At 26.5% G+C, this 25,259-nt stretch carries 13 protein-coding genes; all 13 read left to right on the top strand.

All coding sequences use genetic code 4. The features are described from left to right. The first annotated feature begins 8 nt into the window (after positions 1-8). The 13 genes from EXC28_RS02765 to EXC28_RS02705 all read left to right on the top strand — a co-directional run bounded on the left by EXC28_RS02765 (position 9) and on the right by EXC28_RS02705 (position 25,220). Complete coding sequence (locus EXC28_RS02765; protein WP_029330648.1) at positions 9-1,202, top strand: phosphopentomutase; 1,194 nt, start codon at positions 9-11, stop codon at positions 1,200-1,202. Between the two features lie 153 nt (positions 1,203-1,355). Next, on the top strand, positions 1,356-4,295 hold the full coding sequence (locus EXC28_RS06005; protein WP_036437528.1) for a hypothetical protein: 2,940 nt from the start codon (positions 1,356-1,358) through the stop codon (positions 4,293-4,295). 117 nt (positions 4,296-4,412) lie between these two features. Beyond that, positions 4,413-9,143 carry a rhoptry family protein gene (locus EXC28_RS06000; protein ID WP_029329946.1) on the top strand — a complete coding sequence of 1,577 codons (4,731 nt, stop codon included), beginning with the start codon at positions 4,413-4,415 and terminating at the stop codon, positions 9,141-9,143. A 271-nt stretch (positions 9,144-9,414) separates the two neighbouring features. Next, positions 9,415-11,205 carry an MIP family Ig-specific serine endopeptidase gene (locus EXC28_RS05995; RefSeq protein ID WP_051622544.1) on the top strand — a complete coding sequence of 597 codons (1,791 nt, stop codon included), beginning with the start codon at positions 9,415-9,417 and terminating at the stop codon, positions 11,203-11,205. An 8-nt stretch (positions 11,206-11,213) separates the two neighbouring features. Next, on the top strand, positions 11,214-13,589 hold the full coding sequence (gene mip / locus EXC28_RS02745; protein ID WP_029329948.1) for an Ig-specific serine endopeptidase MIP: 2,376 nt from the start codon (positions 11,214-11,216) through the stop codon (positions 13,587-13,589). A gap of 14 nt (positions 13,590-13,603) precedes the next feature. Further along, positions 13,604-16,969, top strand: a complete 3,366-nt coding sequence (locus EXC28_RS02740; protein ID WP_029329949.1) for a putative immunoglobulin-blocking virulence protein — start codon at positions 13,604-13,606, stop codon at positions 16,967-16,969. Further along, the gene (locus tag EXC28_RS05990) at positions 16,959-18,404 is read left to right on the top strand and encodes an MSC_0624 family F1-like ATPase-associated membrane protein (RefSeq protein WP_029329951.1); all 1,446 of its coding nucleotides are present in this window, start codon (positions 16,959-16,961) and stop codon (positions 18,402-18,404) included. The genes EXC28_RS02740 and EXC28_RS05990 overlap by 11 nt, the downstream gene beginning before the upstream one ends. Next, the gene (locus tag EXC28_RS02730) at positions 18,391-18,897 is read left to right on the top strand and encodes an MSC_0623 family F1-like ATPase-associated protein (protein ID WP_029329953.1); all 507 of its coding nucleotides are present in this window, start codon (positions 18,391-18,393) and stop codon (positions 18,895-18,897) included. Before EXC28_RS05990 ends, EXC28_RS02730 begins: the two co-directional genes overlap by 14 nt. Beyond that, positions 18,887-19,783 (top strand): MSC_0622 family F1-like ATPase gamma subunit, encoded by an 897-nt coding sequence (locus EXC28_RS05985; protein WP_029329955.1) that lies wholly within the window; start codon positions 18,887-18,889, stop codon positions 19,781-19,783. Before EXC28_RS02730 ends, EXC28_RS05985 begins: the two co-directional genes overlap by 11 nt. Further along, positions 19,783-20,244, top strand: coding sequence for an MSC_0621 family F1-like ATPase epsilon subunit (locus EXC28_RS05980; protein WP_029329957.1), 462 nt, complete (start codon positions 19,783-19,785; stop codon positions 20,242-20,244). The genes EXC28_RS05985 and EXC28_RS05980 overlap by 1 nt, the downstream gene beginning before the upstream one ends. After that, positions 20,234-22,339, top strand: a complete 2,106-nt coding sequence (locus EXC28_RS05975; protein ID WP_029329959.1) for an MSC_0620 family F1-like ATPase-associated subunit — start codon at positions 20,234-20,236, stop codon at positions 22,337-22,339. Before EXC28_RS05980 ends, EXC28_RS05975 begins: the two co-directional genes overlap by 11 nt. Continuing rightward, positions 22,339-23,862 carry an MSC_0619 family F1-like ATPase alpha subunit gene (locus EXC28_RS02710; protein WP_029329961.1) on the top strand — a complete coding sequence of 508 codons (1,524 nt, stop codon included), beginning with the start codon at positions 22,339-22,341 and terminating at the stop codon, positions 23,860-23,862. The genes EXC28_RS05975 and EXC28_RS02710 overlap by 1 nt, the downstream gene beginning before the upstream one ends. Next, a complete protein-coding gene (locus EXC28_RS02705; RefSeq protein ID WP_029329964.1) occupies positions 23,862-25,220 on the top strand; it encodes an MSC_0618 family F1-like ATPase beta subunit in 1,359 nt (452 codons plus the stop codon). Before EXC28_RS02710 ends, EXC28_RS02705 begins: the two co-directional genes overlap by 1 nt. The last annotated feature ends 39 nt before the right edge of the window (positions 25,221-25,259 follow it).

Raw genomic sequence — 25,259 nt, 5'->3', positions numbered from 1 at the left:
AGGAAAATATGCCAAAATTTAATCGTATATTTTTTATCGTAACTGATGGTTTAGGTATTGGTGAAGAACCTCGCCAAAAGGAATTTGGCGATAAAGGTGCTAACTCATTTTTACACGCTTCAGAAGTGTTACCATTCAAAATTCCTACATGAACTAAATTAGGAATTACTGAAGTTGCAAAAATGTCAGGACATGTGGCTAGAAACAAACACCCATTAGGTTACGTGGGAAGAATTCATGAAATGTCAAATGGTAAAGACACTTTAACCGGTCATTGAGAAATGATGGGTATTTATACTAAAGTGCCTAACCCACAATTCGTTGAAAACGGTTTTCCTCAAGAACTTGTAGATGAATTATCAAAAGCATGAGATAACAGAAAAATTATTGGAAATCGTGCCGCATCAGGAACTGTTATTTTACAAGAATTAGGTGATCAACATATTGAAACAGGAGATATGATTATCTATACTTCACCTGACTCAACTTTACAAATTTGTGGTGATGAAAATACATTAGGTTTAGATAAATTAAATGAATATGCTAAAAAAGCACGTCAAATTTGTTCATCAAGACCAGAATGAAACGTTGCAAGAATTATTTCACGTCCATTTATTAAACAAGAAGATGGAAAATTTGTAAGAACATTTAACCGTCATGATCATGCTAATAAACCAACAGGACACATCATTTTAGAAGATCTACAACAAAAAGGTGTGGAAGTTGTTGCTGTAGGAAAAATTAATGATATTTTCACTGGAGTTGGAATTGATAAAGTTTATGGACCAGCTTCTGATGATGAAAACATGGATGTTGCAATTGACATTGCTTCAAGCAATTCAAAAAATCAATTTGTATTTGTAAATTTAGTTCAATTCGATAGTCACTATGGTCACAGAAGAGATCCAATTGGATATAGTGAAAATATTTCAAGATTGGATGTTAAATTAACTAAATTAATTAATGCTATGAAAGATGATGATTTATTAATTATGACATCAGATCATGGAAACGACCCAACAATGCCTGGTTCGGATCATACAAGAGAAGCATTGCCTTTAACTGTATTTTCTAAATCATTTAAGCAAGGTAAAGTTCTAGGTGAATTAAAAGGACTTGGTACTGCTGGAAACATTGTAGCTAGAAACTTTGAAGTTCCATTAGTTGAAACAGGAGAAGACATTTTTGAACAATTAATATAATAAACACCACTGTTTTATATATTGATTGAGAAAACAAGCGAAAAACAACATTATTTGTTTAACTTTTATTGTAAGTTTGACATTTAATGCTTGTTTTTTTTTTTTTTTTTTGAATTAAAATATTGTAGATAGTAAATAGAAAGACGCATATATATGAAGACAACATTAAAAAAGAAACTTTATATAACAACGGCCTTAGCTGTAATGACAAATATAGTTTGTTGAGGTTATATTTTAAATAAAAAAATAGATCACAATATTGACAAAGACAATATGGATTTTAAACGTAACAGAATGAATGGCTTATTGACAGAAGCTATTAACAAAGCATATGCTTATATTAGTGATAACAATTTAACTTTTGATAAAGAGAATCACATTGCACTTTTGCAAATTTTAAATGACGCAATTAATATAAATAAAAAAGCACCAGAAGCTATCACTTTAAATGAAATTGAAACTGCTAAACAAAATTTAGAAAATAAATTAAAAACATTTTCTTTGAATAATTCAACCGTGATGAATAATAAACGAGAATCGTTAATTCAAAGATTAGAACAAGAAATTTCTAAATTAAAAGGTTTGTTATTAGAAAATTTATTTTCTAACCACGATGATATTGATAAGTCTATACTATTAGAAGTAAATGAATATATTAAAGATGATAATATAACTGAAATTAAGAATTCAACGGATTTATTAACTATTTTAAAAGCTATTAAGAAGACGGTGGGTTATCAAAATATTATTCAAGGAACTATTTTAAATAAAGACAAATATTTAGTTGATATGCTTCACAATACTAATAAAAATGTTTTTTCAAATATTGAAGATATTGAAAGCATACATTCAATCGAAATTGAAAGAATAAATAAGAATTCAAATTATGCTACAAATATGTTTCTTGAGGGTGATTTAAATAATAAATATTTAAATCAAGTAATTGATATTAAAAACAATTTTTCCAAAATTGATAAAAGTTTTTTTGACTCATTTTCTAATTTAGATCAAGATATTATAAATTTCAAGAATCAAAATAGAAGTACATATTTAGAAACAAAATTGAATCTATTGAATTCTCAATTGCAAAAGAAATTGCAAAAATTAACAATTGACGAATTTGATAAGGCAGATACATATTTTAATGATCTATTCATAAGAGAACCTAATGATAAAGTTCATTTATGATTCATTACTACTTGAGCTGATAAAATTAAGAATTTTTCAAAAAAATTATTTGATCCAAGTAGAGTTGCTAATACTGATTCAATGATAGATTTTTATTACAATTGAGCAAATCAAAACAATGAATTAGAAGCACTCCTTGATAAAGAACAATTTATCACAATAAACTCTTATATTATCTTATTTTTTACAAATATATCATATAGTAGAAACACCTCATATAATAAATTAACAGTCGCTGATAATGAATTTGAAGAATACATTGGTTGACTAATGAATACCTTAGATCCCGAAAGAAGTGATTATATATCTTTTGATATGTTGTGACATTATTTTTCTTTAAATTATAGAGATTATAATGGTGAAGCAGATAAGTTAATACCATTTCCATATCATGAACATGGATTGAATAGTTCATTCTTGAAATATAAAATACAAAAAGATGCAGAGCTAACAGATAAGCAAACGATAGTTACTAGAATAGACAATTTTTATAATTTTGCCAATAAATGAATTAATGCTAGATTAGCTGACGAAAATATGTTAAAGAAATCTGAATATTCGTTAATTATAGAAATTGCAAAGAATTTATTGGATTCCTTTGCAATATTGTCTAGCGAAGCAAAAAATAGTGGTTCAACCGACGCTGATATTCAAGTAATCAAAAATAAATATTTTGATTTATTACGTCGTTTTGATAAGTTGGAAAAAGATATTCAAATAAAACAGTTATGAGAGTATCACACTAAAGTATATTTAGATTTATTAGAATACAAATACAACAAAGAATTATTGAATAATCCTTTGTTTGGTCCATTGGTCGAAAAATATAAGTTGATCATAAATAATTACAAAAACAACTCATTTTCTCCGGATGCTTCTATGGAGCAATTTGAATTATTAAATACAAACTTAAAAGCCGACATCGTTAATTTATGTAAAGAAAAAAGAGAAATTGAATTGAATTACTGAAATGGTATATATAAAGAAAATATTGCAAAAATCAATCAAGCAAATCTTACTGATTGAAATAATTATTTTACTTTGAATAAAAACTTATTATCAGAGATTGATTCAATATCAAATTGAGATGTTTCTAATAACGTTTCATTAGCAAAATATAGAGCAATAATTATAAAAGAATATGCTAATTTTATATTGGAAGTATATAAGTTAATTTCAAATTTCAAATATGAAGATAAAACATTAGAAGAAACAAAAGTCGTTGGAAATAAAATCTTAAATAATTGATATAAATTCGGGACAACAGACGATCAGTGAGATATTGAATCTGAAAGATTAAGAGTAGAATTGGATAAGATTAATTCATTGTTTTCAAATGATTATCATAGTTGAAATAATGCTGATAATAGACAAAAAATTCTTGAATTATTTCAAAATTTAAATACTGTTGTAGATAATAGCGAAAACATTACTAGCCTTACAAATGTATTTGATTATAAAAAAATTTCTACAGATATGTTTGAAAAATTGATTAATGATTCTTCATTACATCCAATGATAAAAATGTCGTTAAACACAAAAACATTTGAAGATCTTTACAATTATTGATCTTCATCTAGTTTAAGTGATTATTTAAGTTATATAAAAGATCATAACTATGATATGAATGTATTGATTAAATATTCAACATTAATGTTTGATATTGAAAAACTAATTAACGAAATTAAAGAAGAAGGCGAGATTGGCAATGATGTTTTAGACATTAAACTTGCTAATTTAAAAGTCTTAAGAAAAATGGATGCAATTGAAATTGAATATCACAATTGAATTCAAGAATTTATTAACCATAAACCTAACTTAGGTTTTGAGCAACAATTGAATAATTGAAAAAACATTTTAAATAAAGAAATAACTGAACTTAAAGAACTTAAATATTTAAAATAGAAAAAGAATTACCTTTTTCTGTTTTTTTTATTCATTAGAAGGGTTAAATGTTAAATGTTTTTTTTTTTTTTTTAGTAATATTACTAATAAAGAAATATATTCAATTCAAGAGGAAATATGAACAAAGACATTAAAAAGAAATTAATTACCGTTTCTGCATTAGCTGCTGCTACAACTATTGTATCTTGAGGTTATTTAATTCAACCTAATAAAAACGATAACAAGGCAAAAATAGTTGAAGATCTAGAAAAATTAAAAAATGATGCAAAAGGCTTTAGAGATAAATTTAGTAAACCAAAAGACGAAAATATAATTGATGAGTTAAATAAAATTATTGAAAACGTTGATAAAGGTATTCAAGATAAAGACAATTTAAGTTCAAAAGAATTAGAAATAATTCTTAATAAAAACAAAAACGAATTTGACAAAATTAAAAATGAAAGAAATCAACTAATTTCGGATCTATTGGGTAAATTTGAAGGTTTGTTAGCAAAAATCAATGAATACAAAAATACATTAGATAGCGAAAAATATCCTAATGTAATTTCAAATTTACAATCATTAAGTGATAATGTAAAAAATACAATAATTGACATTAAAAATTCTAAGCCTATTAATGACAATGACATTGAAAAACTTAATGATAAATACAATGATTATAGTAAGCAATTTGTTCAAAATCAATACGATAAGCTTCAAATTGATTTAAATAATGCACTAGCTGAGAAAACTAGATTGGTTAACAGCGATTCATTTAATCCAAATAATAACAATAATTTTAAAGAAGAATTTAAGACATTACTAAACAAAATTGAAGCAGATACTAATGCATTAACAGACGCAATTAATGTACTTCCATCACGAGACAAAATTGACAACAATGGATTATTGTCAATGAAGGATAATATAAATAAATTAGAAAATAAAATTGCTATCTCTTGATTAGAAAAAGAAAAGATTGAATCAGAAAATGAATTATTAACATTACAAAATAATAATGAAATTGTAAAACCACTGTCAACATCCGATCAAGAACAATGAGATAATTTTTACACTAATGCCTCAGAAAATGCCTTTTTAAATGAACCAGATAAACAAAATGTTAAAAATACTAAAAAACAGTTACAAGATTTTATCAAAAAATATAAAAACAAATTAGATCAATTAAAATTGAAAAAGAATTTACATGACGAAAACAAAAATAAACTTAAACCATTAATTGATGAGCTTAAGAATGATCCAAATCATAAATACGATAAGATAGTAGAACTATTAGATCCAGTTTATACTATTGCAAATAATGCATTATTAAATCCAGATGCATCTAATAAGGATATAAATGATACTCTTGAATTAATTAAAGAAAAAATTAAACAAGCCAATTCCTTAAAAGAATTAATTGATAACCCAGATGTTATTAGATTAAATAACAAAATTATTCTTTTAATAAGTGCTACTGAAAGATTTAGAGATTTCAATTTAGATATTCCCGGGAAAGAATATATAAAAGATGAATTTTCAGAATCCTTAGAAGATGTTAGAAATGCATTTATTGAAAACAAATCTGTTGATGAAAAATGAAATAAATACATTGATTTAGAAAATAAACTTTTAAAAGCTAGAGAAATTAATAATAAACACAATTCTCTTTTAGATGAAGTTGGTAGTCTGAATAATAAAATCAATGATTTTAGATATTTATTATTATCAAAAACTGATCCAGTTTATAATCCTATAAAAGAAAAAATTGACGGATTATTAACTAAAATAGGCAAAAAAAATAATTTAAATAAAGAAGAATTAGATGCTTTAATTAATGAACTTAAATTAGCAATTCCGTCTATAGAAAAAGATATTTTAAGAGCTGAAGTTAATTTAATAAAAGAAAAATTAAATAGTGATATTAATGCTATTGAAACCAAAATAGATAATAACTTAGACATAAGAGATATTGCATATAGAATGGAATTAAATAAAAAACTAGATGCAATTAAAAATAATTTGGATGATACAGATGATATTAATGCAGATGCACAAAAATTTAAATCATATATTGAAAATATTAAAGAATATGACAAAGATTTAGATCTTTATATTCAAATGAAACGTACTAGAATTAATAATTTATTAACAAATTCAATAAAAGAAACATACGAAATTATTTCAAAAAATACTTTACGTAATGCTAATAATATTGTTGAATATAATAAACTTCTGGATATTTTTAACAAAGCTATTTTGATTAATAATAAACAGCCTCATGAAGTTACAGAAATAGAAATTAATGCAGCAAAAGAGGAGTTATCAAATCAACTAAAAATGTTTGTTGATGCAGAAAATAGCAAGACAGATATAGACAGAGAAATTTTAATTGCTAAGTTTTATAAAGAAGTTGAAAAAATTAGAGAAATTGCTAACGGTATAAAATATAATGTTCATAGAAATAAAGTATCTAGCAGCGTTGAATCATACGTTAATTCAGGCTTATCAGTGATCAATGATCCTAATTCCACATTGACCGAAATTGCAATGGCGATTAAAAAGATTATTCAATTTGAAAATATTACATTGAATAATGAAAAATTATTAGTAGATATTCGAACCAATTTCTTGTATGATTCAAATAAAGAATTACACGATAATTTTAATGAAATTGAATCTATTTACGGTAATAAAGAAATCAAACGTATTTATAAAGATAGTAGTTATTTAACTTCATCTTTATTAGAAAATGAATTTAGAGAATATCACACTGATGTAAATAACTTAATTTCAACCAACCCCAAAATAATTTTTAATGAAGATTTTTATAATAATACAAATTTTGATTCAATAGATTACAATACATGATTGTTAAAAAACCAATCTAATGCATTAGAAGCAAGATACAATTTAGATCGTTTATTGTTAATGAAAAAATTAGAACAATTAACAATTAATGAATTAGATAAAACACATACATATTTTGAAAGTATTACACCAAATTTATTACCAATTAGAGTTGATGAATTAGAGGATATACAAAATTTTGGTATTGGTTTATTTAATTCAACAAGAAATCCAAATACAAATAATATTTTGGAATTTTACAAAAATTGAGCTACTCAAAATACAAAAGTTAATTTTTTAATTAATAAACAACAATTGAATGTTCCAAAAAGAAATGGTAGATTTAATATTGTGAAATCTGATTATGAACAATCACGTATTCTTGAAAAATTTTTAGTAATTCAAACTAATATGGTTCAAGAAATGGAGAAACATTATTTAAAAGTTGATGCAAATAGTGAAGCCGGCGTTTCTTTAAATGATAAAATTAATAATTTTGTTTATCAAAATCCAAACATTGTTATTGATCCGGGCTATATTCTAATGACATTTTTAGGATACTGAAAAGAACAAGATAATAAAAATTCTGATTTAACTGTGTTAACTGAAAGAATTAATATTTTTGGTAGTTTTATAGACGAATGAATGCAAAATGTATTTGCAAATGAAGCAATTTATAAATGAGATTCATCATTTTATAGCGTTATAGCTGATAAACTAAATAAGTTAAAAGCAAAAATTTTAAATTTAAATAATGATAATAATTTAACTTTAGATAATAAAAGAGAAGAATTTCATAATTTAATTAATAATTTCACAGAAACAGCAATTAATTTCTGAAATATTTTCGCTCCATTAACAGCGGCAGAAGAATATATTAAATTCTTTGAATGAAACTTTAAACAAGCTAATGATAAGGAAATGTATGCTTCATTGATTGAGGAATATCAACCAATTTTAAATGAATATAAATCCTTAGATTTTTCAAATGAAGATATTAATGTAAAAGATAGATTAGATAGTTTTATAAATGATATTTCATTAAATATAATTCAATTTTCATTAAAGAAGAGAAACATTGAAATAGATTATTGAAACCGTGTTTATGATGAAAAAATGAATATTATTAATTCAGTAAATGTAGATAAATGAACAAAATACTTTAACAATAAACCATTGCCTAAAGTAGAACTTCAAGAATTATGAAGTTGGAACACAAATAATGATCTTTGATTATCAAGATTTAGAGCAGAGATTGTGACTCAATATGCCGATTTCGTTACAAAGTTTAAAGAATATACTGACAATTTTGATTATGAAACTAAAATTTTAGAAATAAATGATGAGATACGGAGCATCATTTATAAAAAGTGATATAAATTTGGTGTTTGATCAAGAGGAAGACATATCGGTTCTGAAGCTTTAAGAACTGAAATAATGAAAATCGTAGCACTTTTTCCAGAAAATATTGAAGAGTGAAATAAATTAAACAATAGAAAAGCACTTTTGGTTGCAATTGAGAGCTTGTATGATTATGCAGATAACCATTTTGATGATGAGACTATGGATAAATTAACTGAGATATCGCAATCATTTTATGATTTTAGTGATATTCAACATCCATTAGTAAAGATGATTTATATTCTATTGAATGAACAGCTTAACTATAAATTCTTTATTTTAAATTATGATGAATATATTCAATTGACAGATCAAGATGTTTATAAGATATACAATAATGAAACTTTGAAAGTATATTCACAATTAATGGTTCAAATAGAAAATTTAATTGATGAAATCAAAGAAGAAGGCGAAATTGGAAATGACAAACCTCAATTGAAGATTTACAATATTAATTTGTTAAAAATAATGGATTCAATTGAAATTCAATATCATAATTGACAAAAGAAATTGTTAAATTTTGAGTTAAAAGGAAATGACGAAAAAAGATTAAGAGTATGAGTTTCATTACTTCAATCTGAATTAAACAAAGCAAGACTTAATAAACTATTAAATTAAACAAAAAACAATTTTTATAAGAAAAAAGAGCGGAAATTTTCGTCTCTTTTTCTTTTTGCAGCTTTTAAAAAAGACACTATTGCTGTAATAAAAATAAAAAAAACATTTTGAAAAACATTTTAAAACCATTAGAAGGTTATTTTAAATTGCAAAAAAAAAAAAAAAATGTTGTCTTTTTTCTCACTTTTTTCTTATTTTATATATAAAATTAGAACACTTTTATAAAATTATAGATATAAATATCTATTTTGTTATACAGAAAGGGGAATATATGAAAAGAAAATTATTATTTTTTTTAGGATTACCAACTGTATTATCAGTTGCAAGCTTAACATCATGCAAAAAAGAAAAAGTTGAGTTTGAAATTGGGGAATGAAATAATGGCAATAACAACAATTCAGGTGATAAAAATAATCCAAATCATCCCGTAACACCAACTCCAAAACCTCAACCTCAACCTGAAACTCCAGTTACACCAACTCCACAACCTCAACCTGAAACTCCTGAAGGGGAAAATAACGTTCAACCCAATCCACAACCGAACCCTGAAGAAATTCCGGAAATACCTTCATTTCCCTTTCCTAATTTTTACACAAATGATAGTTACCCTGAATATGTAAATAGATATAATGAAATTTCAGCAAATAATTCAAATCCCGAATTAACTAAAAATAGTATTTATAAAGAAATTTATGATCGTAGTTTTTCAATCCAAACTGTTACAAGATTAAATGAACCAGGCAATCCTTTATTAGCAATTGATCAAGGAACTGGATGAGTTTTAGATTACAGTTGAAAAAATGAAGAACATACCGAAATTTCATTATTTATTGCAACTAACTTCCATGTGTTGTCAAATTTCAGCAACAGTTGAGGCAATGAAAATGACAAAAAACTAGGTTATGATGACCCAAGTGGAAATACAGTTGCCGGTTTCGCACTTGGTAAGGCAAGTTTGGAAAATTTTGATTTTGGTAAGACATTAAATAATAAAACCAACATTAATGCTGGTGTTGAATATATTTCTAACATAGATATCTTAACTAATCCTTCACTTGGATTTAGAGGTGCAGCACACGCTACTACTCACGAAAACAGCTTTAATAATCCAGTAATAATTTTCGCTGGTATTGATTATATTGATGATTTTGCATACAATCAATTTGCAGAAGATATTAAAACCAAATTTAATGTATTTAAGCAAAATAATTACAACAACTATAAAGCAATCATTGATTGACAAAATGAAAGAAATGAGAAAATACCATTCTATACCGATTTTGGTGTAATTAAACTAGATGTTAATTTAGCAACTGCTTCATCAAAAATGAATACCTGAATTCAAAACGCAGTTAACGCAGTTAATCAATATATTAATCGTACAAAGACATTAACACTACCTAACATTGATGTAACTGAAAGCTATTTGCCAACTTTAGATTATTTATCAAAAGGTAAAAATTTATCAAACAATAATCCCGTTAATTCATATGCATTATCTAATGCGAAAAACTTATACATAGCTGGTTATCCAAGGGATACAAACGGAAGAACATATTTCGCTAAAAACAACCCAACCGAAAGAGATTCAGATGAAATTAGTTATTTCAAGATAAAGAATAATAAAACAGCATTTACCTATTCAAAAAATGACGCTTCAACTAGAATGGGTGATAGTATGTCAATTTACCCATACGTTTGAAATAGATTATTTGTTGAATCATATGGATTTAATTACAACATTAAATTCTCTTCATTATATTACGGAGCATCTGGTTCTGTTGTATATAACGATTTTGGTGAAATTGTTGGGATATATAATGGTGTAAGTAGCAGTGTTCAATTTGGTGATTTGTTAAAATCAGCAACAATGGCACCGCTTCTACAAAGCGAAGATATATTACTTGATAACGGTAAAACAATATATGCATATAACTTAATCGATGGAAGCAACAAAAATAAATATCCACACCAAACTACATCATATCGTGAACAATTAATTAAACTATATGGCGAAAACAATTTAAAAACAGCTTTATTCCCGAATGGAGTTAATAAATAGGAGATAACATGAAAAAAAATAAAGTCAATTTAAAATTATTATTACTATCAGGCGTTGCAATGGCTTCTCCACTTGCTTTAATTCAATCTGCTTGTGACAATACTAAAAAAGAATCTGATATTGAAGCATTGCTAAAAAAAGTAGCAGTTGAATTAAATCCAAGTATTGATCGTACAGCAGTAACTGCTTCAAGTATTAGAAAAGAAAATATTATTCTTGGTTATTTAGGTGATGCAACTCCAGCAACTCTTGAATTAATTCCAAACGATGGTAGTGGAGTGCTGTTAATTAAATTTTCAATTTCTTTAAATAATAAAACATCATCAATTCGTGAAGTATCTATTAGTGGTTTTAAAACATTAGGTGGTGGCGATAATGTTGATGTTGATACTGGTGGAAATTTCAATCCAGAAAAACCAAAACCAGGATTTAACATTCCGGGAAGACCTGAAAATGCTGACACAGCTGAATATCGTAACGCATCAGTTGAAGAACGTTTCAAATTTGATAATGATGCATTAAACAAAGCTTACTTTGACAAACTATCTGGTGATTTAGGAGAAAATTTCAAAGTACCTTCAAGCAATGACAGTTTATTCAATCCAGACAAATTTAATGGATTGGCAAATGAAAATAAAAATCCTGATTTTGTTAGTGCTTTTTATAAAAACTGAAGCCTTCCGACAAGAGAAGATGAAAAATTAGTTGTGAGTCCATTGGGTGAAACAATTAAAACTGCATATTGAGATATAAAAAGATATAACGGTTTAATTGATAGAGGATTACCAAGATATATACCTAATGATAAATATAAAGATATTTTGCTTCAATCATTCATTATTTCATTTTTTAATCAAAATCCATTGCTTGAACGAGATAGAAAGAATGGTTCAAACAAAGTATCATATGGTACCGGTTGAATAATTGATTATCAAAAACGTGATGATGGACAATATCCAACTAAATGATATATTGCAACTAACTTACACGTTGCTTTAGGATTAATTAAAAACCAAAACAATTCAAATGCAATGTTTACAAATGCCCCAAAAATTGAAGAGGAAAATCAAGCATATCGTGAAATTGAAGCTAAATTATCAGCAGCAGAAGAAAAATATTACAAACTTCAAGCCAAGGTTGAAGAAAACCCAAATAACGATACATTCAAAAAACAATTAAATGAAGTTTTAATTGAATATAACGTGTATTTTAAAGCGTTTAAGAAATTAGAAGTCAATGGTGAAACTCAAAATGTACACTTGTTGCATTATAATGAAGATACACCATTGAATCAAGAATTACAAATATCTACAAAAGATTCACATGTTGATATTTTTAGATTTAAACCTTCACAAGTTAACTTGATTTATGCAGGAATCAATTTCTTAAATTCAAATCCAAATGAATATATTTCAAATATTTCAAGAGAAGGATTTTCTAATTTCTCTGAATTACAAGAAATGGCTGATTTTGCAGTTTTAGAATTTGATTTTGAAAAACCAGAAGGAAATTATGAATTTTCAAATAATGCAGTTGAAAATCCAATTCACGTTGAAAGTGCATCAAAATTAGCTGAATTTGCGACTTCACAATTTGCTAATTGAGATGAATCAAGAAAATTTAAATTGGCAAATTTTGATTTAAATGAAAAATATACTGAATTATTAAATGAAAAAATGTCATACACATACAAAGGCAAGGAATTTCAAACTTCAAAAATTAATTTAGACTTTTTAGCGCTTGGATTCCCTGTTTCAAATAGTGACTATAACATTAAGAAAGATAATTTAAATGAACAAGATATTGTGAATTTACAATTTGCTTCTAGCCCTTGAATCAATAAAAGAAATGACATTCAAAGTTATTTGGGAGATGGACTGGGATTAACTCAATCATTAGGAAGTAGAATCTTTATTGATAAACCAGGAATAACTGACATTCTTTTAACTAACGCTTCATTAAATTCAAAAACAGGATTTATTGTACATAATTTAAAAGAAAAATTATCTCCATATCAAGGAAATGAATACTTGAATTATGGTTTAGGTTTTAGTTTAAAATCATGATCTCCTTTAAATGGTGCTTCTGGCTCATCAATTAGAAATTTAGATAATCAAATTCTAGGTATTAACTTCGCTGCTGAAGGTGGGGGAAATGCCGGAACTTCATTAATTCAATCATTAAGAAGTTCGGGACATAACTACAATAAAACTTTTGGAAAATATAATCTAGAACAATATGATTTAGTTTATGGCGGTGGAAGAAATCAAAGAAATTCATATAGAGAAGCATTGGCAGAATATTATAAGAATCAAAATATATCAACTTATTTATTTGGAAATAATCTTGGTGAAATTCCAGAAGAATATAGATTTAAAAATTAAACATGGAGGAATAAATGACAATAGCTAAAAAAAGAAAATTAACAAAAATATTTTTATTTACAGCCGGAACTGTTGCAGTTGGTGGTTCTGTAGGAATTGCTATTTTTGCCACTCGTGTTAATTCAAAAGCATCGCAAGATATTAATGCTGCTTTCCGTGAAGATGACCCTAAAATTAACAAAAACGAAGTAGTTATTGACAATTCGCAAAATTCAAATACAGACAGCAATTTAACACCAATTGAAAAAGAAAAAAATACCACAGTGTTAATTTTCAAAAATGGTAATGATATTTTAATGACTAAAAAAGTTATTACCAATAAAGACGATAGTACTCCATTAGATATAAATGCCTATATTCCAAACGGGTGAAAATTAGATACAACACGTCATGAAAATAATAATGTAGCTATAAGTGTTGGCCAAGAGAATGTTATTTATGTTGTTAAAGAAGATATTCTATACAAAACAACAATTATTTTTATAGTTGATGATCAAATATTTCAAACATTAGAGATTTCTACAATTAATAATCAAGGAATTGATATAGAAAAATATGTTCCACAAGGATATGAAATTGTTGATGTTGCAAAACAAAAAATCGAATTAGGTGTAACTAACAGAATTAAAATTCAAAAAGTAGTTCAAAAACACCGTACAACTTTATTATTTACATATAAAAACGGAGTTGTTTCAAGAGAAGTTGTGGATTCAATTAATGATGAAGCAATTAATTATTTGAAATTCGTCCCTAAAGGTTATATCTTTGACGAAGAAACTAATGGTGTTGATTTTGCAATCAAGTTAGATCAAAACAACTACATTGCAGTTAAACCATATGTAATACCTCACCCAGAAGATAATTCAAGTGAACCTAAAGAACCAACAACAACCCCAGAGCAACCAGAAGATAATAGACCCCCTATTTTTACACCTGTAGAGCCACCTGTTGATAAAGATAAAGAAAAAGAAAATACTGATGAAGTTAAATTTATTAAAACAACATTAAGATTCATTTTGGAAGATAATACTGAAATTGCAAGTATTCAAATTGAAAACAAAGATACTGAAGAAGATGTGATTAAAGTTGAACCATATCTACCTGCCGGCTATATTGTTGATAAATCAAAATATACTGAAACAGACGGCCTTCCTGTAATTAAAAAAGGTGAAACAAACGATATTATTGTTGTTCAAGAGAAAAAAGTAATAACCACAACCGTTGTATTTTATCTACTGGGTAATAAATTTGGTGAAGCACAAGAATTTACTAGTCTAGAAGGTGAAGGATTAAATGTTAATGTTGCAGACATAGTACCAGAAGGTTATACGTTAGCTGAAAATCAAGATACAAATTTAGTAGTTGGTGTAGAAAATAGAATTAACATTGTTAAAAAAGTATATAAACATAAAACAACATTAACTTTTTATGAAGGATTAGTACCATTATCAAAAAGCGTTGTAGATACAGTTGATGATGAAACAATTGATGTTAAAAGATATGTTCCTGAGGGATATGAACTTGATCCAGAACATACATTAAATATTGTTTTAGATACAGAAAATAAAATTTATGTCAAACCCTTACCTAAACCTAAACCAGATCCAGTTCCGGTCGAACCAACACCTAAACCTAATCCAAAACCAGATCCGTCAACATTAGCACCCAGAAATTCATCAGGTACTTATGTTATTGTAGATAATTACGTTCCAGATTACAATGAAACAACAGTTAAACCTACAACTCCAGGTGCATTATCATCAGAAGCTGTTCGTGCAGTCGAAAAACAAATTAGTGATTTAGAAAAAGTTTATAAATTCGTTGAAAATATTGATTCAATTGATAAATTAAATGAAACAGAATTATCTAATTTAACTGTTGAAATGGGAATAACAGGTTACGAAGCTGATAACTTTAAAAACTTTGTTCGTATGTTAATCGATCCATTACAATTCCCGCATTTATACAAAAATAGATGATATATCACAAAAGAGTCATTTAAACATGCGATAAAGGATACTAAAGCGAAATATAAAGAGTTCGCCAATAAGGGTATGATCCCAGCAATGAACTACTGACAAACTTGACCACGTATTAATGCAGGTGGAGTTTGAACATATGCTTCAGATGATGATAACCCAGTTTACAATCAATATAAAGGTTTTAATAAGGCCAGATTCTTTCCGAGTGACTCAAAATACATGAGAACTTCAGGTCATCTATTAAGCGGAGATTATGTTGGTTGAACAAAAGGTGATGTAACTTCAAAATATAAAGATATTGATACAAATTCATATAACCCTTCAAACCCTAGAGAACCAAGAGGCGATGGAATTAAGGTGTTTGAATATCGTCCTAATGCTGATAATGCAGTTGTTACTGACAAAAATCAGAAAATATATGTTGCTTGATTGGATGCTTCCAATCCAAAAGGATATGCTAAATTTGAAACATTTATTAGAACACATTCAGAAATTGCTGGTGTTGTAATTGAAAATATGGGTCTACTTGATAAAAATCAAGCATTTGATAATCTATTAGCAAATCTACCTTCACACGTTAAGAAATTAACATTGTTCTTTGAAACAACAAATACTCAATCATTATCTGCTTTAAAAAATAAACAATTAGATGATATTGAAATATTAACTAAGTCTCCAAACGTTTCTTCTTCATTGGGTATTGAACCATTGTGAGGAATTGATCCAATTGCATTCAGATATACAAGAAACGTATCATTTGATTACAATAACAATGCATCCGGAGAATATGCTTCAGGTACAGTACGTGCTGGTTCAATTCAATTTAATATCGTTAGACCATCTGCAAGTTCATCAGAAAGTGAAGTTAAAGAAGCATTTAGAATTGCTTATGTAACTAAAAAAGATTGAAAAATTTTCCAAGGAAGCTTTGGAGATGGTTCATGACCAACATGAATTGATTTATCATTACAACCTAAATTCAGAAGCTTAAAAGGTCTTGAATTAGGTGGCAAGGTATTCTATAACTTAAAATTACACAATGATTCAGAAATCTTTACTGTATTCAGTGACGATATTGATCAACAACAATGAGATAAATTAATTGTCAAAGGACCACAAAGATCAAAATTAACCTTCGATAATCCAAACGTTAACTCTTTATACATTAAAGGTTTAGCGTACAATTTACCAAACAACTATAACCCTCAACTATATGGTTTATTTGAAGCAGGTAAACAAGTATTTAGAACTTTATATGTAGATAATCAAGCTATGAAAGATGCAATTATGAATACTCAAGCTTGAAGAACATTTGGTTCAAATTTCACTTACGGAATTAAAATAATTGATTCAAGCTTAGTTGACGAAAACAACGGAGGCATTGATAATGGTATTTAGTTCCAAGAACCAACGAAAATTTAAGACAGTTTTAACATTAATTAGTTTAATTGTTTTATTCAGCATAACATTATTTGTTTTATTTGGTGCTGAATTATTTGTTGGAAATGATTTCTTTAAAAATTATTTTTCAACTAAACCAAAGAATTTCGGTTCACAATATTTATTTGATTTAACAACAAATGGATATAGATCAATTAATTTTGTCATAATTACAAATTACGTAATTATGGTAACTACACTTCTACTATCTATTTACTTTGCATATAGAAATTTAGATCGAATGATCTTAAAACCAATATATTATTTACCTTGATTTATTAGTTATATATTAATTATTGTTACTTCTATATCAATTAATTTATTTGATAGAAGCTTAACACCAATTGCAGTATTTAAAAAATCATTTATATTTATTGCTTTATGATTCTTTAATTTATTGTTTAACATATTTAACATACATAAGTTAAAAAAAGTTGAACAAGTTAATAAAAAGAAATTAGTAACTTTTATTACTAAAACAATTTTAGAAATAATAATCCTTGCATCATTGCTAATCTTGTTTTACTTATTTATTAGAAAAGCATATGAAAAACCAGATGAATTATTTCTACAAGGAAGCTTTGGTTACACCTTAACTAAATCATTAAGTTCAAAGAATATTACATCATTTAGCTTTAGTTTTGGATTCTCTATATTACTATTAGCTTGATTGATTGTCTTGATATTAAATAATTGACAAACCAAAAACGTTTTAAATTCAATTAAAAAACATTTTGCATTTGTTTTAGTTGTTTTAATATCAGGATTACTATTTGGTTTAATTAAGTCATTTACCTTAAATTATGAACACAAGATATTGGTTGGTGTTTCTCAATCAAACCTAAATTACTTACCATTTATTTTAGTATTAACAATTGATATCTTCATAACTGCTGTTTTTGCAACAATAGCTTACGTTAAGAAAGTATTCAACAAACATGTTCATGTTATTAACTTTACATATTTAATTACTTTAATATCTGTTTTGATTTCATCATTTGTATTAAGAATTTTTAACATAGATAATCTAAACAATACAATGGCTATTTTATTTGGAACTATATTTAGCTTTATTCTTTGTTTGCTATTTGTGTTTTCAAGAAGAAAAATTTTGAAATCAACTTTACTAACAACAACATTAGTGTGAATTGCACTTGTTATTATGTTAGTGTTCCAAATCTATGATGTTCAATTACTTGAATATCAAAACACATCATTACACACAATTCCTTCACCATACAAAATAGTGGATATATTCGGAATTATTGCGATGTTTATTATCCTAATTAATTTATTATTTATCGTTTCTAAATGATTACATTCTTCAATTATTGTTTATAAAAATAGAAATCATTTAATAAAGGAAAAAGAGGCAACTTATGAAATTAAATAATTCAAAAGAGTTAAAAAAATTAATGCAACAGCAACAAAATTTTCAAAATCAATTATTTAATGATTGAACAGAAATTGCTAATAGTTCATCATTTGTATCATTTGGTGCTTTTAACAATCAATTTTTAGTAGTAAATAATTTATCTAATCAAGATAATGAATATCAAAAATTCATTCAAGAATTAACTGCCGCCTGCAATAAAAAACAAGATCTAAATTTTTCAAAATTTAATATCCATTTTACAAGAAATGAAAGATTTAGTTTTACTGATTTAATTCCTGAAATTAAATGATCAGAAAGCAGTAATGTATTGAGTTATTCAGTGTTTGACGCAAATAATTCAATGTCAATTAAAACTAAATATAATAACTTATTTCATGAATTGTTGCAAAAAGGTTTTTATGTAGAGATTGTTCCTAATATAGCAATTCTGATTACTGGCGATAAAAAAACAAAATCAATATTTAATTCAAAATTAATCAATGAATATTAAAAATATTAAAAATAAAATCGCTAGCACTCAATCCCTTTTAAAAATAATTTCTTCAAATAAAAACATTACATTAATAAATATCTTAAAATTAACCAAAGAAATTAGTTTCTACTATCAAAGAGCCAAAGAATCTAAATATCTAATTGAATCACTAGATAAACAATACGATATATATCACCCTTTAATAACGGGAAAACAAAATTTGTTAAACGTTTTTAAACTATCAAAAAACAAACACAAAATTTTATGAATATATATAACTGAAACTGAACAATATGAAACAAACTCATATAGTAAACATGAAAAAATATTGACAGAGAAGTTCCGTAAAAATTCAGATTTCATCATTGCAATTGGTAAGAGAGCAATTGATTTTACAACAAAAAACGAATATGAAATAGTTTATAAAGCTTTAGAAAATAATGTTGAAGAATTGACAAGATATCTACCAAGCTTTATTGAACATTTTGCAACATCTCAAAAAATAAATGGAATTAATTTCTTAATTAACTCATCAAAAATTAAGCAACATTATTTATCAGTTTTACCTTTGGAAGATTTTTCATTTGATTTTAAACATTATAAAAGTACACCTGTTGAAGAAATTAATGTTAATAAATTAAATATTCTACCTAATTTAAATAGTTTCGTTGATGCCGAAATGCATTCATATCTAACTTATATCACTTTGACATTATTATCTGAATCGGCTTTAATTAATGAGAAATATAAATTAGTTGAACAAAATAAGAAAATTAACCAATTAGAAGATAGAGAGGCTCATTTAAAACTTTCTTTATTACGGGCAAAAAGAGAATTGGAAGTTGAACAAATTTCATTATTAACCAAGAAAAAAGATATTTTACATACTAAGGAGAATGAATAATGGAATTACTATTAATTTCTCATTACAATATCAAGGTGAAATATCAAATTTCTCAACTTCAAATTAACAACGATTTAGAAGATACTTGATACAACTTCAAACCCCATTCTTTAGGTAGTTATAAACAAGTTTTTTTCAGAATTATATTAACTGATAATACAACCTTGTATTTCATATTAAAAAACGTTTTTATCTCAAATTTAAACAATGAAATTGTGATTAGATTTTCTGATAAATTTTCTATTTATAAACAAAGTAGCGATGAAAGTCAATCATTTATTGAAAATAAAAGAAAATTGAGTGAATTAAAACGTGAGATTAAGTATTATAAAGCAATTAATGATCTTGATATTTCAAATGAAAGTAGAACTAATTTAACAATTCTAGAATCTAAATTATTTGAATTAATGGCAATTGTTTATTTCAATTTAGAAAAACAGGAGGACAAAGATGAAAAATAATCGAAAAATCTTATTTGGTCTTTTAACTCCAATTACAATTGTTGCTCCTGTTTTCACTTTAGCAGCTAGTGGTGAAACAACCGAACGCGAAACTCCAGAAAAACCAACAACACCAGATCCTGATTTTCCTAACTTTGGTGCTTCAACTGACCAAATGATTAAAGATAATCTAGGAAAAATCATTGATGAAAATGTTGATAAATTAATCAATCATAGTGTTAATTTACTAAAAGGCGCAAAAGAAGAGGATATTCCTAGATTATTAACAAAAAGTATTTATTATGGGAAAATTGCTAGCTTTTTGAAAACAAATCGTGATGCCATAATAGAAAATCCTGATAATTTCGGAATACACATTGTCTATCCACATATTATTAGTAAAAACGATCATTACAAAAAAGGTGAAGTTGTTTTTGATGGCAAATCATATGATAATGTCGCTTTAGGTGATCCATATGACTATGCAAATATAGCAAATGGTGAAAATGAATCAGTTAATGTTAAAGAAGAAGGTGTTGTTAATACAATTAATTTAAAAGATTTAAACGATAAAGTAGATAGTTATTTTAACGATTTAAATCTATCTTTTGAAGAGATTGTTGCTCATAATGACGATCATCCTGTATTAGATGGTGAAGTTAATAAAACATCAATTCTATGAAATAAAGAAGAAAACAAAACTGATTTAGAAATACCTAACGGTTTTACTAGTTGAGATGATTATATTAAAGATAAGTTTAAGAAAAGATATACAGCATTTGACTTAAGTAAAAATCAAGAAAACAATGTGGATCCAAATAAACCTAAACCAGATCCAAAACCTCAACCAGAAACACCACCAATTATTCCAACCGACCCAATTGATCCACCTGATTTTAATCTAAAAATCGGTAAAGAAAACATTGCTAGATTAAATCCAATCTTGAGATACAATCAAGTTGATTCAGGTCCAATTAACTGAAAAACAGCAATTAGTGCTGATAGAGAAAATGCTAGTGAAACATATTTTTTCTTTGATAACCCAATCAACACAAGATTTCATTACATAGTTAACTCAATTAATGATGAAAATAAAGCAGTTGTAACGTTATATGACGTTAATAAACCAGCAAACAACAAAGAATATACAGAACCCGTTTTAACACTTGCTAGATTATCAAATGAATCAAATGAAACATTCTATGCTCGTGCTTCTAAATACTTATTAGGTAGAGAAGCATTTAGCAATGTAATTAAAGGAATTTATTATAAATTCTATGAAGCATTAGGTTTAGATGAGAACGTATTATTAACAAATTTGGGACATAATATTATTTCATCAGCCGTATTTAATATGATGTTTGACGCAATTAGAATTGTAAATAGTCCAGTGTTTATCAATGAAAGAGATAGAATCATTGCTAAATATGCAAACGAGATAACTTCTCCCGACTTACAAGCTAATATTAATAGTAATTTCTATAAAGAAATTGCATCAATCTTTTTAGGTTCTTTAATTACTTCAGAAATTAACCAAACAAAATATTTCGTATATCTAGGAGCTTCATATAAAGAGCTATATTACAAATATTTTGATTACATTCGTTCAATTGAACCACTATTGGTTTCAAATTTTGAAAAAGCTAAATTGAATTTAAACGATTTTGAATTAGCCATGAGATCACTATTGTTAAATATTGATTATTTCAAAGGATATTCAGCATCTATAACTAACAATGTTGAATTCACTTATAACGAAGTATTAAAACAATTAAACGCTATTCAGACACAATTTAAGTTCTTAAGTTATTTAACTCAAAATAAAGAACTAAACATTGATAATGAAAGTGAAATTCAAAAATATCAAGAAGCTTATGCTTCATTAAGTAAAACGCCATTTAGACAACCAAATACTAATAAAACAACTTTACAAATATTTGGTGCAACGTTCATGACAATTGGTTTGATATTGTTGATATCAGCAATTATTCTAACCATTATTAAAGCAAAAACAAAAAGTAAAGCTTTAAAAACCAAAACTATCATTTCATATAGTATTTCATCAACATTAATGATAGTAGCAACAATTTTATTAATACTTGGAGGTATTTTATAATGAATAAACCAAAAATTACTGCTATATTCGATTACATCGTTGAATTATCAGGTGAATACAATTACACTCAAAATCAATTGTTTAGTATCAAAAAATCAAGTATTAATAATTTAATGCTTGTTGTGTCAGCTACTGTTGATAAAGCCTATTGTTTAACCAATGGTAAGTTAGACGAATATTACATTGGAAATGAAGTATTTGAAGTTAAAGAAAGTAATTTAATCAAAACTTCTGAACAATTCTTTGGAAAAATTATTTCAATTAACGGAGAAGTGATTTTCCCTGAATATAAAGAAAAATTAACATATCTAGATTCTGAATCAGAAATCTTTAATAAACCAAATGATTTACTTGAATATCAACCATTAACTGAACAATTAAATACAGGTTATATGTCAGTGGATTTATTGATTCCAATTGGTAAGGGACAACGTGAATTAATCATTGGTGATAGAAAAACTGGTAAAACATTTCTCGCTTTAAATACCATTATTAACCAAAAATTTAAAAACATTAAATGTATTTATGTGGGCATTGGAAAACAACATTCACAAATTGCTAGCGTATATCAAACATTAAAAGATAACAATGCTTTAAATTACACAATTATTGTTAATGCAGAAGGCAATAACCCATATGATCAATATCTGGCACCTTATGTTGCGATGGCACATGCTGAAAACTTATCTAAAACTCATGATGTCTTAATTGTTTTTGATGACTTAACCAACCATGCAAATATCTTTAGAGAAATTGCTTTATTAACCAATAAACCAGTTGGTAAAGAAGCATTCCCTGGTGATACATTCTTTGCACATTCTAGATTACTTGAAAGAGCGGGAAAATTTAAGAATCGTAAATCAATTACTGCACTACCAATTTTACAAACTATTGAAAATGATATTACTTCATTAATTGCTTCAAACGTTATATCAATAACAGATGGTCAATTAGTAACCAACACTGAATTATTTGCTAACAATAAATTACCAGCTATTGATATTGAATTATCAGTAAGTCGGATTGGTGGTGGAGTTCAAAAATCATATATTTCTAAAGTTGCATCTGAAATTGGGAAAATATATAAACTATATAAACACCAAACCAAATTATCAAGCTTAAAATACGATTTAAACGAAGAAACTAACTCATTAATTAACAACGGAATTTTAGTTGAAAATATGTTCAATCAACAAGGTATTTCAATCTATTCAGAAAAAACTATGTACTTAACTTCTAAGTTAATTGCTTGAAATATATTAAAAGATGTTTCTGATGTTCCAAGAGCATTAAAATTCGTTGATTTATTAATTGAACTTGATCCACTTGCAAAACAATCATTCACTAACTTAATTAACCAAAGAAGCAATAACGAAACAATGATTAAAAACTATTTTGCATTTGTGTTAAATGAATATGCTAAATTCAAAAAATACGACTGATCATTACCAGTTGAACAAGATTTTGTTGCTTTAACTGAAGAGGCATTAACTAAAATAGATAACGCTATAGGAGGTAAATAATGTCAGCATATATTTCCAAAATCTGAACAGATGTTGTTGAAGTTACATTTGATAAAGAAGCACTTCCTAAAATCAACACTATTCTTACATCTTCTAAAGAAGAAAACATCTATTTAGTTAAGAAAATCTTAAACGACAAAAAACTATTTGCCGTAATTATCAAAAGCAATGGGAAAATCACAATTAATGAAAAAGTTGTAAATACAAACAAACCATTTATGGTTCCAGTTGGTCAAAAAGCTAAAGGACATATTTATGATTGTTTAGGTAATTCATTAGATAGTGAAACTAAAAATTTAACATACGTTGAATTAGATTCAACTATTATTGAAAATAATAACTACTCAAACTCACCTGTTATTATGGAAACAGGAATTAAAGCTATTGACTTCTTTATTCCAATATTAAAAGGTTCAAAAATCGGTATTTTTGGTGGAGCAGGTGTTGGTAAAACTGTTTTAATGAAAGAAATTATTTTCAATTTATCTCAAAGAGAAAAGAGAACTAGCTCAATCTTTATTGGTGCTGGTGAGCGTTCACGTGAAGGGGTTGAATTATATAACGATTTAAAATCATCAAATCTATTATCAAACTCAACCATGTATATCTCAAGAATGAATGAAGCTGCCGGTTCAAGAATGAGTATTGTACCAATTGGTGTTACATCTGCTGAATATCTAAGAGATCATGAGAAAGAAAACGTTTTACTATTCATTGATAACATCTTTAGATTCCTACAAGCAGGAAACGAAATATCAGCATCACTTGATAAAAAACCTTCTTTAGGGGGTTATCAATCAACATTAAATACAGAAATTTCAAACATCGAAAATCGTTTATACAGCAATGAAAATGGTTCAATCACTTCATTCCAAACTGTATTCTTACCAATGGATGATCTATCAGACCCTTCTGCGGTCGCTGTCTTTAACCACTTAAATGGTAGTTTAGTGTTATCTCGTGAAGTAACTGCTAAAAACATTTTCCCTGCATTTGATCCACTAGAATCAACTTCATCAAGTATTGATGCCAACATCATTGGAACTCGTCATTATAAAGCAATTCTTGAAACTAAAAAGATTATGCAAAGATACAAAGAATTAGAAGATGTTATTCTAATTCTAGGATTTGATGAATTAGACGATGATTCAAAAGTTATTGTAACCAAAGCTTTACAATTACAAAACTTCTTCTCGCAATACTTCTTTACAACCGAACATTTTACTCATGAAAAAGGAGTATATGTTCCATTGTCTAAAACATTAGATTCAGTTGAAAGAATACTAAAAGGCGAATTCCTAGATGTTCATCCAACTCAATTCTTATACATAGACTCAGTTGATTCAATTAAAAAATAATTAATATATTAATTAAAATTGCGGATTATTCATAGTTTG

The organism is Metamycoplasma cloacale (genome assembly GCF_900660735.1).
GTDB lineage: Bacteria > Bacillota_I > Bacilli_A > Mycoplasmatales > Metamycoplasmataceae > Metamycoplasma > Metamycoplasma cloacale.
The sequence above is the reverse complement of the archived record's forward strand: the minus strand, read 5'-3'. Positions and strand labels throughout refer to the sequence as shown.